Raw genomic sequence first — 13,614 nt, forward strand, 5'->3', positions numbered from 1 at the left:
AGGTTGTAAATGTGTAAAGAAATATATGATTTAATTGCTAAAGAATTATATAGACAGCAATCAACAATAGAATTAATAGCATCAGAGAATTTTACTAGTAAAGCAGTCATGCTAGCCCAAGGTTCTATTCTTACAAATAAATATGCAGAAGGATATATCAATAAAAGATATTACGGCGGCTGTGAATTTATTGATGAGGTAGAAGGTCTTGCTATTGATAGAGTAAAAAAACTTTTTAAGTGCAACTATGCAAATGTACAACCACATTCTGGCTCTCAAGCTAATCAAGCAGTATTTTTAGCCTTGTTAAAGCCTGGCGATACAATTTTAGCTATGGATTTAAATAGCGGTGGTCATTTAACCCATGGCGCTAAACCTAATCTTTCTGGTAAATTTTTTAATGCAGTTCATTACTGTGTTAACAAAGATAGTTATTTAATTGACTATAATGACGTTGAAATGCTAGCTCAGCAGCATAAACCAAAACTTATAATTGTCGGTTATTCAGCTTATTCAAGAAAGATAAACTTTGCAATATTTAAAGAAATAGCAGATAAAGTAGGAGCCTATCTTTTAGCAGATATTGCGCATATTGCTGGCTTAGTTGCTACAGAGTATCATTCTAGTCCTATACCATACGCTCATGTTGTAACTAGCACTACTCATAAGACTTTAAGAGGTCCAAGAGGTGGCTTGATTTTAACTAATGATGAATCAATAAGTAAAAAAATTAATTCTGCTGTATTTCCAGGTATGCAGGGCGGTCCATTAATGCATGTCATTGCTGCTAAAGCAATTGCTTTTTCTGAAGCATTAATGCCTCAATATAAAGAATATATTAATCAAGTAATGTTAAATGCAAAGGTACTAGCTAAGTTACTACAAGACAGAGGTTATAATATTTTAACAGGTGGAACAGATAATCATATGCTGCTAGTAGATTTAAGAGGAAAGAATATCACAGGACAAGAAGCTGAATATTTACTAGATGCAGCTGGCATTACTTGTAATAAACAAGTTGTGCCTTTTGATACTACTTCGCCAACTATTACATCTGGTATTAGATTAGGAACTCCAGCCTGCACTACTAGAGGCTTTAAAGAAAATGAGTTTATTACTGTAGGAGAATATATTGCCGATATTTTAGACAATATTGCAATAATTAAGTCCGCAAAAAAAAATGAAGATATCACTATTACTGAAATTGAAAATAGCTTGAATAGTGTTATTACTAGAACAAAACATCATGTGCAAGAATTATGTAATTGTTTTCCAATTTATACTAACTAGATAGTGCTAACAAACAACTAACTTAAATAACAACAAGATCAATAAACACAAAGAAAGAAAAAGTAAGCTTAGTCTGGTAACAAAGAAGTGTTGCTATATCTCAATTATTCCATAAGGTATGGTTGAGCAAAGCACAGTAGTTTAGTTACTCCAGTTTATATCCACAAGCCACATTAAACGCAACATACGGATTTTTCCAGTATTACGCTTTCCTGATAACTTCATATCATTGTTTAAGCCTATCCTAAGTTATTGCTTTCAAAGATCTATAATATCGAATTTGGCAATCATTATATAGCTAAACTACTATAAAACAGTTATAATAGTTTAGCTATCACTATAGCCTAGATAAGTTTTTCAAAAAGTATATAATATAATTGTTTTATAGTAGCTTAGCTATATAACTTTCTTCTACTTCACATTTTACATCTGAAACAATTCAATTACTTTTTCGGCTTTAGCTTTGATGTATATTTTCCTTCTCAGGTCTTGTAATTCTATAGACGTTTTTATCATTCATCATTTCCCTTGTTGTTGAAATAATGTTATTAGTATGGTGCATTTTACTCCATAGGCATTACTCTGCTTCATTGTGGATGACTATATAATAATAAAAATAAAAATGATAGATCTAGATCTACTGAAGTTAATTTAATAGAAGATGATAAAAATAAAAATGAAGCTTAACAGCAAAATTTAAAGGTAAATATACTTAATCTGATGAAAAACTAAGCAATATAAAAATCGGAAGATTAAAACTTATTGTTTTGATTGTATCGAGCAGATACTACATTATTTAATATAGGATTAATTCCGTATAAAACAGGAAAACATCTTCCTGCAATATTATAGTAACGTTTGTTAGTATCAATAACACCGTAAAGAGTAAAGCTTAATGAGCTACCTGTAGCTTTTCCATCTTGTATTTTGATTATTCCATTATCGTAATTAAATTTAGCATACGCATTAGAGAAATATACGGTATCTTGTAATGTTACCAAATTAATTAACCCATGAAAAGAAAAAAGAGAAACTAGTTTAGTTAAAAATGATGTTCGTTTAGTAGTAACATTCTTCATTATTAAATTGCCAATAATTTTCTCATGTTTGTCATAAGGAATATCAATTTTTAATATTAATTCACCTTTAATAAGATCTTTGCTAATATTTAATTCTTGAATTAAACTACTAGCGTTTGGTGTTCTAACTTCTAGTTTAGTACTGCTGTCTGTAGTTGTTAACTCAGCAGTTAAATGTTGTTCACCTATCTTAGCTAACAATTGCCCAGTCAATACACTATTTATTTTTTGATTTAGGGCTAAATAAAGGTCTGTTAGTATTATATTATCTTTAAGCATTACTTTACTTACATCAAGTATAATGCTGCCACTGCTGAATAACTTTAATGTGCTATCTTGATTAATTAAATCCTGTAAGTTAATATTAGATAAATCTAAAATATTTCCCTTAATGTTTGCTATAATCTGATCATCTGTTAAATTAATTTTAACTATAAAATCATTATTTGCATATTTAAAAACTGGGAAATTGAATTTTGCATTTTTCTGATCATAGTTTACAGTACCTTGAATATTTAAATTATTACTGCCACTTAATTGACCAGATAATTGATATAGGTTCGAATTGATAAATTTAGTTAACATGCGTAATTTAGCCTTTTCACCTGCATTTTTCGTAACTAAGCTATGATAGATGTTAAAGCCTAGATTAGTTAAATCATTGTCAATTGAAATTGCAGAATAGTTTAACTTTGATTCAAGCTTAAGGTTGATAATTGCATTTCCATCTATAATTTGCAAAAAATCAGAGTTTAAATCGCTTTGGTTATTCACCAGTATAGCAAGATTTAAAGTATCGCAAAAATCACGTTCTGTATCTACTAATGCTTTGTAATTTAAATTGCTATTCATATTATTAATTTTACCACTAGCAGTTATCATTACTGTATAACCATCATACCCAACTTCCATTAATTCATAGAATAGCTTAAACTTTTTCTTCAATGTAAGATCGAAGTTATTGATCTGAGTTTTAACGCTATATTTATTTTTGGTATCTGTTGCTATAGGTATCACAATATTAAATTTTGTATCTGCTGTCCCATAAGCTTCGGCTAAATTTATCTCTGTAGATCTTAGTTTATCAAGAAATTTTATAGGAATAAAGCCAATAATTAAATCTTGAACAGGGCCGTTTGCTTTTCCAGTAATGCCTATTTCTGTATTTAAAAATGTACTCCAATCTACTTCAATCTGAGCTTCAGTAATATCAGTTGATAATAGTTTTGCTGTTAAGTCTGTAAAATATAACTTATTACCTAAAATTTGAACATTTGATTTAATATTTGTAATTCTAGGAATAGCATCATATTTAATTGAAGCATTACTTATAGTCATTTGACCATACAAATTATGGTCTTGAATTGTTCCATTATTAAAAAATTCCTCTTCTAAGTCAAAATTTATATTTGCATTGGTAATTTCTCCCTGCTCAATTATACTAGTTATGTTTGCCAATATATAGTTATTAGGTAATAAAAAGTTAAACTTTTTACTTATCAGTAATGGTAATGATTTGCTATCTATAGTTCCTTTACATTGAGTAAGAACCCCATCTAAAAATTTAGCTGCAACATTAACATCTAAAATTAATGACTTGCTTCTTCCGTATAATTTACAAGAACTTGTGACTAATGAATTATGCGAATCTACTTCAAAGTTACAGATATTGTTTTTTACCAAATTAGTAAATCTAGAGTCAGTAAGATTTAATATGTTACTTTCTATATTATTAATTTTTATAGTGCCTACATATTTTTTATCGTTGGTCTGTATAGTGTGAATATAATCAGCATCAAATGAAGCATTGATTAATGGAGTGGGACTAAGAGCATAATATAACTTAGCATTATACAATACAGCTCGAAATTTTTTTAGCCTATTTGGAACAAAAAGGTCTATGAAATTAAAGTAGATTTTTACAGAATCAATATTGATATTATAGTCTTTATAAATATCATAATTAATATTATGTAATTCAATAGCACTATTTTTAATACCTATATCTTTACTTAAAGAATTGATACTAACTTTATACCCAGAAAGACGAGCAGCATAAACTATTATATACTTAAAGCCATAATCAAATATTGTAGTTTTGATTGCTAAAATAGATAATACAATAATAATTCCAAATATCCATAAAGCTTTAAATAGTTTTTTCATTTAATTAACTTTAATAATACATATGTTCGCAAAAGAGTATTTCAGTTACTACTTATAGCTGATTATATGATTTGTAACAATTAAAACATGTTATTGCCTCAAAATTTAATAATACAAAGCTAAAAAAATATAAGTTATGCTGCCATACAGTTTAACTGTATATTACAATACCTTTCTACTAATAAATTAGAATGTGACTACCTAATTTATTAGTAGAATAAACTTTGAATCAAGTATTTTATATTAAATACCTTAACAATTTTTGAAGTTCATTACTAAGTTCTAAATAACTAACATTAATAAGATGTTTATGAGGAATAATTAGATATGCCCTAGATAATAATGAATTCTTCTTGATAATATTAGATTGTTTGTGGAAGTCACGATTATTAGTTGATTCAATATAATTATTGTTATTATGATCAGTTGATAATGAACAAAGAACAGTATTGGCATTATCCTCCACAGATAAGTATTGACTAATTATTTGCCTCATACAAGCCTTTATTCTACGCTTAATTGTATTTCTTATGACAGCAGTTCGGCCACACTTTTTACTAACTTTAAGCCCTAAATAAATTTTTCTTGCAAAAATATGAGACATCTCTTGTGTTATTTTAGCTTTTTCATAAGTTTCTAGAGCTTTTAAATTATCTTGTAGTGAGTGTGATATTAAAATTAAGCTTTTACTTACTAACTTTTTTCCATACTTATTGATCGCTGTAAAAGCAGCCTGACTTTTTAGTGAATCAATAATAAGCTTTTTACGAAGCTTCATTTATGCAGATAATACCCTTCTACCTTTCATACGGCGCCTCATTAACACTCTCCTACCTCCTACACTAGACATACGCTCCATAAACCCATGCCTTCTTTTTCTAACTAATTTACTGGGTTGATAAGTACGTTTCATAATTTTAACCCTAAGATGATTTTTAACACTTTTTTCTAAGATTAGCACAAAATATTAGTGTATGCAATGGTATAAATTGAGTAACATATATATTTATTCTAAATTTAAAGATCTAAAATTGACACGAATTGCATTGCTTTCTTATATTTTTAAACCTAACAAAATTTCTGTTTCTCTTTTTTAAGTTTGAATTATTTTTTACTTTTGCTTTCTCATCAATGATTCTCTAATTATATCGAACTATGGTTAAATGAAGTAGATAAAATTCTGGAAAGAGTAAAGTTTATAGGTAATATATCTGATTGAAGGCTATAGAAAATGGCAGTGTTGTAATATAAAGCTAAGATAAAAATTATTGAAAATAAAGGCTGAACTAGCAGAATAAAAATAAAATTGGAATTCAGAAGACTTACTACTAGAATGAGGCACAAACTTTTCTGCTAAAAAGACTAAAAGAAATATTCCGCAAGTTTATACCGCAACCAATTGATAGAGTAATACATCTTATCAACACAATATTACATAGCTGGACAAACTATTTTAGGATTAGTAACTCTAGCTGTCATTTTAGGTTTAGATACTACTTTTGTAAATAGTTTAACATACTTCTTATATAAGAACTGTACTTTACATTAGGTAAATTTAATCAAATTTTTAATTTCATCTATTGTATCATTAAAACTACTTGTAATATTATACGGAATAGTATAATAAGCTATATTTGTTAAGCAATAAGAAAAAAAATATTAACAACTATCTAAAATATATACTTAAAGGTAATGCAGCAAATATTTAAAAAGATTTCTATATGTTTAATAATATTAGTTATGGAACTTATTGTTGTATTGTCAATACAAGCTGAAGCTCTTTCTCCAAAAAAATTAGATTGGCCTTTTAATGGAATTTTAGGCCAATTAGATATTCAAGCAGCTCAGCGAGGATTTAAAGTATATAAAGAAGTTTGTTCCGCTTGCCATAGCTTAAAATATGTTTCATATAGAAATCTAGCAGATATTGGCTTTTCTGCCGATGAAATTAAAGCTATCGCTAGGGAGTATAATTTTCAGGATGGGCCTAATGACCAAGGGGAAATGTTTGAGCGGTCTGGATTACCATCAGATCAATTTTACAGTCCATTTTCTAATGATAAGGCTGCTAGAGCAGCGAATAACGGTAGTTATCCAGTTGATCTTTCATTAATAATAAAAGCTAGAGAAAAAGGTGCAGACTATGTTTATTCACTTCTTACTGGATATACTGCACCTCCAGAAGAGTTTAAGTTAGAACATGGACTATACTATAACCCTTATTTTAGCATTCAGAAAATAGCTATGCCACCACCTTTAACCGATCACCAAGTTAGTTATAGCGATGGTACTAACAGCAGTGTTGAACAAATGGCTAAAGATATAGTAGTTTTTTTGCAGTGGGCTGCAGAACCTGAAATGACACATAGAAAGTCTATGGGGTTAAAGGTAATTATATTCCTCATTATTTTTTCAACTATATTTTATATTGCTAAAGAAAGAGTTTGGTCAAATATCAAAGATAAACATAAGAATACCAATTTATGATAATATTCCTTTCAAACCTATAAGTGGTACAATGCTCACTTGAGTTTTATTCTTATCTGATGATACTTTCAACTTGAAAGAAAATATAGAACTAGCACATTCATGCATAAACTTTTTTATTATATTCATTGCTCTCTAACTTCTAAAGGTCTTATCTATTAATTAAAGATGCAATTAACAAAGAATTAAATGAAAGACTACTAAATTTACAACAAACTTATACTCTATTTATTTAAGCTTTGTATTGCTTGGATTTGTAGATAGCTTCATGCATCTAACATCTAATTCTTCTATGCTTTTATTGACTTGTAGAAAATTGTACATATCTAATTCAACCTAATTTAGTATACATATAGCTCTATGCAATCTTTCAAATTCTTGCATCATCAATACTAATAATTAAACAACTTTACTGCAGCAAAGAAGTTTGCACAGAAACTACAGATACTAATTGCTCTAAATATAGAAGAATTTATTCATATTCTCTTTCTGCTCTTTAACACTCCTTATTATATCGAACTTTGGTTAACTTAAGCAATGATTGATTTTGAATATCAAATATATGATTGATAGCTTTTTGAGCAAGCTTTAGCATTTGTATTACTTGTTCATCTACAAAAGCCTTTTTTTCTGCTGCAACTTGTATTTCTACAATCTCTATAATTGTTCCTGCACGCCGAAAAACAAAATTAGCATCTACTTCTGCACAGCTATCTTCTTGATAATCTAGATCAACAATAACTCTACCATTAGATATACCACAAGATATAGCTGCTACTTGATATAAGATAGGATACACTGCAAGATTTTTTTCTTGCATTAACTTATTAACAGCCAAACACATTGCAACATAACCACCAGTTATCGATGCAGCACGTGTGCCACCATCTGCATTAATAACATCACAATCTATTAAAATTTGCCTTTCCCCTAAAAGCTTTAAATCTACAGCTGCTCTCATAGCACGTGAGATTAACCTTTGAATTTCTTGAGTACGGCCAGATTTTCCTTGAATACCTTCTCGTTTAACACGCTGCAATGAAGAACCTGGTAACATACTATATTCTGCTGTTACCCAACCACCTTGCTTTTTATTCTTAAGAAATAAAGGCAAAGACTCTTCAACAGTAGCACTACATATTACATGTGTATTACCTATTTTAATCAAACATGACCCTTTACTATTAAGCATTGTCCCAAGTTCTATGCTAATAGGGCGCATTTCACTATCTTTTCTACTACATAACCGCATACTAGATTTCTATCCATTTATTACTTGAAAACATGGAATTAAGAAATATATTATAGATGAAGCTTTTTAGCAAATAGAAAAAAATCAGTTATATTATTTAAATTTAATAGTTATTAGGAACAAAAACTATGCAGGACAATTACACAAAGCAACATAATAAAGATGCATCAGGTTATGTTGTTAATCAAGATAATGCAGATTCTCAGCAAGTTGATAATAAATCATCTAATCAAGAAGTACAAAATGATGATATAATTAATAACAAAGATAATGAAATAGCTCAGCTTAATGATGATTTGTTAAGAGCAATTGCAGAAAATGACAATACTATAAAAAGATACGAGCGCCAACTGCAAGAAGTAAAAGAATATGCTATATTTAACTTTGCTAAAGATATGCTTTCAGTTTTAGACGATTTAAGTCTTGCTTTAAGTAATATGGAACAGCAACTTGATAATAGCAATAACCAAGAAAATAATAAAATTAAAAATGCTATTACAGGTATAGAAATGACTCAAAAGAAATTTGGATCCATTTTAAGTCAATATGGTATTCAAAAGTTTGAACCTAAAACAGGAGAACCTTTTGATTCTAATATTCACCATGTCCTTTCATTAGTTAAAGATACCAAATGTGCTAAAGGTACTGTAGTAAGCGTTATGCAAGTTGGATATAAGTTAAAAGATCGCTTACTAAGACCTGCTATAGTATCTGTAGCAGAATAAAAGTAACACAGAAAGTAAAAAACTAGTTATATTACTCTAGCTTTAGCGCTGTTATATTAGAAAACTATATTCTTAATTAATTGTATATTTAGTGCATAAGTTTATTTTTTAGTATGTTATAAAATTTGTATAAGTAGAACATAAGAAACTAAAAAAGAAATAGAAAAATTACTTAATAGATATACCAATGAATAGAAGAGTAGAGTTGAATAAGAACCTAGTAAAGAAGTAACAACAGACAAAGGATTTGATGATAAAGTTATCTTACTAAGCCGTTTAAGTAGTGCTGAAGAGTGCTTTTCCTGCCAAAAACACAGTCAAGTGATAGCGTAGTGGTTTTGTATAGCTAACGTAGGAAATAGGTACAATCAGATAAACTTCATTACGTGTTCTAAAGCCATACTAATATCTTTCAAATATTACTGGTGCTATAATTTGATTATTACAAAGTCCAGCTATCATACTGAACCTGGATTTATGTTGATAAGCTTTATATTGCCATAACATCTAGTACCTTTTATACTCTATCCATATTCTCTACAAGCATTATCCTCTATTCCTGACTCATCAATAAATACTAGATTTTCTTTAGAAATTTGCTTTACCTTCTCGATAAATTCATTTCTTAACACAATATCCCTTTTGGGGTGAAAATGAGTTTTTTTATAAGTGTATCCTAGTAGGTACATTTAATGTTTAAGATGATTTAACTAACAAGAAGAAATAAGTTAGATTAAGAGCTATTATGAGCTTTATACGCCTTATAAAATCTGCTATGTAGTTTATTCTCGTTTGAGTTGATACATGAATTTAACTGTAGCTGTATTAATATTATTTGTCAATATGACAATAATATCTTGATGTTAATTGCGGAAATATAACGTAAATTTATGTCTAATATTTGGCTAGTTGAAGTGCTAATTTTTAATCAAACAACTTGAATTTATAGTTGATAAGCTTAGAGTAACCTTCAGTTGATAATGTCTCTTAAAAATATTTTTTATTTTTACAAAAGTATTTGCTATTAAATAAAAATCATACTTAGACTATAAGTTTAAGCTAATTTTAAAAATTAATAAGTTATTATTTAATTACTTCAATTTTAAATTAATGAAGGGTGATAAATATGCCAGTAAAAGTATTTAAATTTACACAATCAGCATTAAATGAAATAAAAGTACCAACCAAAGAAGAAAAAATAATCAAGTGTAGAGATATAATAGAAAGGAACTTACTTTGGATAATATCATATACTGGATTTAGAAGATTTTATTTAGGAATAAACATTGGTGGCATATATTATAAAATAAAAATAGGAGATTCACCAGATCTAACGGTAGCAAAAGCTAGAAAAAAGATACAGCAGTTAAAAAGGGATATTGCTAACGGAATAAATCCAATGGATGAAAGACGGAAGATAAATAAAGAAAGAAGAGAAAAAAGAGAGAAGAGGCTTAAATTAAAGAATGAACTAACATTCGGACAGGTGCATGTAAAATATACTGAATATAGTAGTCTTTATCATAAAAGTTGGAAGATAATGGCTCAAAGAGTAAAGAGGTATTCAGAATCTTTATACAATAAAAAGATATCAGAGATTACCAAAGAAGATATTCAGAAAATTTTTGATGAAATAACAGCAAGGAAACACTATGTAACAGCAAACAGTATTCTAAAACTGTTAAGCCCTATATTTAATAAGGCTATAGAGTGGGGATTAATAGATAAAAATCCTGTTCATGGAATAAAAAGGCACAAGCAAGAATCAAGATCTAGATATGTAACAAATGAAGAAATGGAAAGAGTCATGAAAGTGCTTGCAGAGAAAGAAAATAGTCAATTAACAGAAGAAAAAAAACAATTAAAGATATCAGAAAAACTGTTTTTATTTACAGCTTTATTTACAGCAGCTCGTAGTGGCAATATATTAGCAATGAGATGGGACGAGATAAGCCTTAGCGAAAAAATATGGTGTATACCAAAAACTAAGAGTAAAAATGGTAAAACTCTATATATAGGGTTAGCTGATAAATTAATAGAAGTATTGCAAAACAGAAAACTATGCTCAAAAAGTGAATGGGTATTCCCAAGTCCGAAAGACAATAGTAAACACATATCAAGTTCAACAATACATCAAGCATGGGCTAAGATTCGAAAAAAAGCCGGAATACAGAATGTAACAATACATGATCTTAGAAGAACGTTCGCAACTTGGATGAAAAATAATGGTGAAACACTAGATACAATATCTCAAATATTAGGACATAGTAATACTAACATAACTAAAATTTATATTGTACATAGTTTAGCTAAGGCAAAAATCGCTACAAATAAAGTTGTTGAAAATATGCTGAGTATATTCGGTCCCAATGTTTGTTTAAACGAGATACTATCTGGAATCTTACCATCATTAAGTTGTGGAGAAGAAAAATTGACAACAACTTAGCTAAGTAGTTACTCTACATTAGATTTTGTAAATTTTTGAAAATCACAGTAGTAGAATGAGAAATCTCATGCTACAATTGGGGCTAAAGGTGATTATGCAAAATCAAAAATTATGTTGGGCATTATCGAGGCCATTGAAGTATATGGGTTTGAGCATTGATGAATGGGGAGTAGTGCTAGCTGGAGTAGCTCCAGGAATTGTACTACTAAACAGCAGGCATGCTAAATTAGGCCTAGCATTTATGGTTGGAGGAATTGCTCTATGTTATTGCTTTAAGAAATTTAAGAAGGTATCGGAGAATTTTTTGCTAAAAAGTTTTTTAGTAGCTAAAGGTTTATTGCCAGCTCCATTAGGATATTCAAGATTGCTGGGCAAAAAAGTTGGCAAATAATGAATCATCTCTTTAAGCAAAATGCTATACAAGAGCTGGTTAAATATAATAAATGCTTACTTTCAGTAACTATATTGCTAGCTGCAGCTAATATAATTGCGATAATGGCTGCAATTACCAAAGAAGAAAAGTGGTTATTAATTCCAGCAATGGAGCCTGATCGTAAAATGATGGTTTCATCAAAAAATTACCATGAAACCTATTTAAAGGAATGGGCAATTTATGTGACGAAACTCTTATTTACTACTTCTCCAAATGAGGTAGAAAGACAAATAGCAGACATGAAAGTGGCATCTAGTAATACTGAATCTTTAAATAAATTTTTTCATGATCATTTGCAATTTGTTAAAGGCTCAAATGTATCTTCAGTCTTTTTTCCAAAAAAGATTGAAGTGATAAAGGATGGAGTATTAATTAGTGGAACGCTTCGTTATTGGTTTAGCGATAGTAAAGATATAGCTGTCGATAAGACTTACCTTTTGACTTACAAGCAAACTCCTAATTACCTTTTATTGTTGACTGGTGTTAAAGAGAATGGAATAAAAAAATGAATATTAGAATTTTGAGATTTATCATAGGGTTTATTGCTTTGGTAAACGTTAATAATATATATGCAGTAGAATATGAGTTAGAAGCTGACAATTTACTAAAGCTTGAGATTTCTGATAGTGGGCCAACAAGAATTAATCTTAAAGATGAAAAAATTAATGATATTTTTATGTACCCTCAAAATGCAGCTGAAGTTGTAGTTCATGAGTCTGGATTTTTGTTTATTGTTCCACGAGAAGAAGGAAACAAGGTTTATTTAACAGTAATAGGAGAATACAAAACAATTCAGGATTTAATGTTAACTTTTACTCCAAAAACTCCAAGCCCTATAATGCTTGTTAATGCTGCTACAAAAATAGAGGAAAAGGATAATTCAAAACAAAACAATAACAATTTGTTCAGTAATGACCTTAATACAAAAGAATTAACAGCGAAACCTTCTAAAAAACAAAGTAGAAATACTAAGAAAAAAATAAAACTGGCTTAAAGTGCTAGTTTTTACTTCAAAGACTTAAAGTTCTACAAAGATTATTAATTAAAACCGCTTCAAAGTAAAATTTCATTGAACATGGAATAACTAGCATTAGGAGAATAATGCAAAATTTACTAATAAGCAATAACAATGTTCATATGCAATTTGTTAAAGGCTCAAATGTGTCTTCACCAATTTGTTCAGTAATGATGTTAATACAAAAGAATTAACAGCAAAACCTTCTAAAAAACAAAGTAGAAATACTAAGGAAAAATAAAACTGGCTTAAAATGCTAGTTTTTACTTCAAAGCCTTAAAGTTCTGGTAGGGTATCTGAAACTCTCTTCAAAGTAAAATTTCATTCAACGTGGAATTCACTAGCACTAGGAGAATAATGCAAAATTTACTAATAAGCAATAAAAATGTTCATATATCAAAAATCTCGACTAAATATGCTAAACCCTACATTTGGAATACAGTGGAATAATGTAGTTGTAGGGCTGTTAATTATTATAATTACTGCTTGTGTTTTTTCTTTTGAGCCAGCATTAGCTGATACTCTTGAAGGGCAGCTTAATAAAATAGACGGACTTTTTAGTGGAAAACTAAAAACAATAGGTATATCAAGCGCAACTATTTTATCATCGATTTGGGCTGTAGCAAGAGGGAATATAAAGCTTGCAGGAGTAATGGTAGCAATTGGTGTTATTTTAGGCTTTTACCTAGATTGGATTGCCAGTGGTATGAAAATTAATTGA

13 protein-coding genes and 1 pseudogene are annotated in these 13,614 nt (G+C 29.1%); 9 read left to right on the plus strand and 5 right to left on the minus strand.

Translation table 11 applies throughout. The features are described 5' to 3' along the window. The first annotated feature begins 9 nt into the window (after window positions 1-9). On the plus strand, window positions 10-1,290 hold the full coding sequence (gene glyA / locus DK405_RS02175) for a serine hydroxymethyltransferase (protein ID WP_045912594.1): 1,281 nt from the start codon (window positions 10-12) through the stop codon (window positions 1,288-1,290). 752 nt (window positions 1,291-2,042) lie between these two features. Here the strand turns inward: glyA and DK405_RS02180 are convergent. From DK405_RS02180 to rpmH, 3 genes are all read right to left on the minus strand, one after another. Further along, entirely contained in the window at window positions 2,043-4,535 is a 2,493-nt protein-coding gene (locus DK405_RS02180; protein WP_045912593.1) for a hypothetical protein, read from the minus strand. A 238-nt stretch (window positions 4,536-4,773) separates the two neighbouring features. Then, window positions 4,774-5,313: a ribonuclease P protein component gene (locus tag DK405_RS02185; RefSeq protein WP_052691706.1), complete on the minus strand. Its 540-nt coding sequence runs from the start codon at window positions 5,311-5,313 to the stop codon at window positions 4,774-4,776. Then, window positions 5,314-5,448 (minus strand): 50S ribosomal protein L34, encoded by a 135-nt coding sequence (gene rpmH, locus DK405_RS02190; protein ID WP_011944364.1) that lies wholly within the window; start codon window positions 5,446-5,448, stop codon window positions 5,314-5,316. Between the two features lie 437 nt (window positions 5,449-5,885). On the opposite strand from rpmH, the gene DK405_RS15645 reads away from it, so the two are divergent. Together DK405_RS15645 and DK405_RS02200 are read left to right on the plus strand one after the other, a co-directional pair. Further along, window positions 5,886-6,044 (plus strand): group II intron maturase-specific domain-containing protein, encoded by a 159-nt coding sequence (locus DK405_RS15645; protein ID WP_080946281.1) that lies wholly within the window; start codon window positions 5,886-5,888, stop codon window positions 6,042-6,044. A gap of 192 nt (window positions 6,045-6,236) precedes the next feature. Further along, window positions 6,237-7,022, plus strand: a complete 786-nt coding sequence (locus DK405_RS02200) for a cytochrome c1 (protein ID WP_174197609.1) — start codon at window positions 6,237-6,239, stop codon at window positions 7,020-7,022. Between the two features lie 496 nt (window positions 7,023-7,518). On the opposite strand, the gene rph is transcribed toward DK405_RS02200, so the two are convergent. Continuing rightward, entirely contained in the window at window positions 7,519-8,274 is a 756-nt protein-coding gene (rph, locus tag DK405_RS02205; RefSeq protein ID WP_012461884.1) for a ribonuclease PH, read from the minus strand. A 128-nt stretch (window positions 8,275-8,402) separates the two neighbouring features. On the opposite strand from rph, the gene DK405_RS02210 reads away from it, so the two are divergent. Continuing rightward, window positions 8,403-8,999 carry a nucleotide exchange factor GrpE gene (locus DK405_RS02210; protein ID WP_045912591.1) on the plus strand — a complete coding sequence of 199 codons (597 nt, stop codon included), beginning with the start codon at window positions 8,403-8,405 and terminating at the stop codon, window positions 8,997-8,999. A gap of 411 nt (window positions 9,000-9,410) precedes the next feature. On the opposite strand, the pseudogene DK405_RS02215 reads toward DK405_RS02210, so the two are convergent. Beyond that, window positions 9,411-9,682, minus strand: a pseudogene (locus DK405_RS02215) (transposase); the annotation flags it as partial. A gap of 443 nt (window positions 9,683-10,125) precedes the next feature. Here DK405_RS02215 and DK405_RS02220 point away from each other — a divergent pair. The 5 genes from DK405_RS02220 to DK405_RS02240 all read left to right on the plus strand — a co-directional run bounded on the left by DK405_RS02220 (window position 10,126) and on the right by DK405_RS02240 (window position 13,614). Beyond that, window positions 10,126-11,445, plus strand: a complete 1,320-nt coding sequence (locus DK405_RS02220) for a tyrosine-type recombinase/integrase (RefSeq protein WP_052694720.1) — start codon at window positions 10,126-10,128, stop codon at window positions 11,443-11,445. A 55-nt stretch (window positions 11,446-11,500) separates the two neighbouring features. After that, window positions 11,501-11,836 (plus strand): hypothetical protein, encoded by a 336-nt coding sequence (locus DK405_RS02225; RefSeq protein ID WP_045918854.1) that lies wholly within the window; start codon window positions 11,501-11,503, stop codon window positions 11,834-11,836. Further along, on the plus strand, window positions 11,836-12,387 hold the full coding sequence (locus DK405_RS02230; protein ID WP_045912835.1) for a TraE/TraK family type IV conjugative transfer system protein: 552 nt from the start codon (window positions 11,836-11,838) through the stop codon (window positions 12,385-12,387). Before DK405_RS02225 ends, DK405_RS02230 begins: the two co-directional genes overlap by 1 nt. Further along, window positions 12,384-12,872 carry a hypothetical protein gene (locus tag DK405_RS02235; RefSeq protein WP_064612632.1) on the plus strand — a complete coding sequence of 163 codons (489 nt, stop codon included), beginning with the start codon at window positions 12,384-12,386 and terminating at the stop codon, window positions 12,870-12,872. Before DK405_RS02230 ends, DK405_RS02235 begins: the two co-directional genes overlap by 4 nt. A 406-nt stretch (window positions 12,873-13,278) precedes the next feature. Then, on the plus strand, window positions 13,279-13,614 hold the full coding sequence (locus DK405_RS02240; protein ID WP_081420566.1) for a hypothetical protein: 336 nt from the start codon (window positions 13,279-13,281) through the stop codon (window positions 13,612-13,614).

This window comes from Orientia tsutsugamushi (assembly GCF_900327275.1).
Lineage (GTDB): Bacteria > Pseudomonadota > Alphaproteobacteria > Rickettsiales > Rickettsiaceae > Orientia > Orientia tsutsugamushi.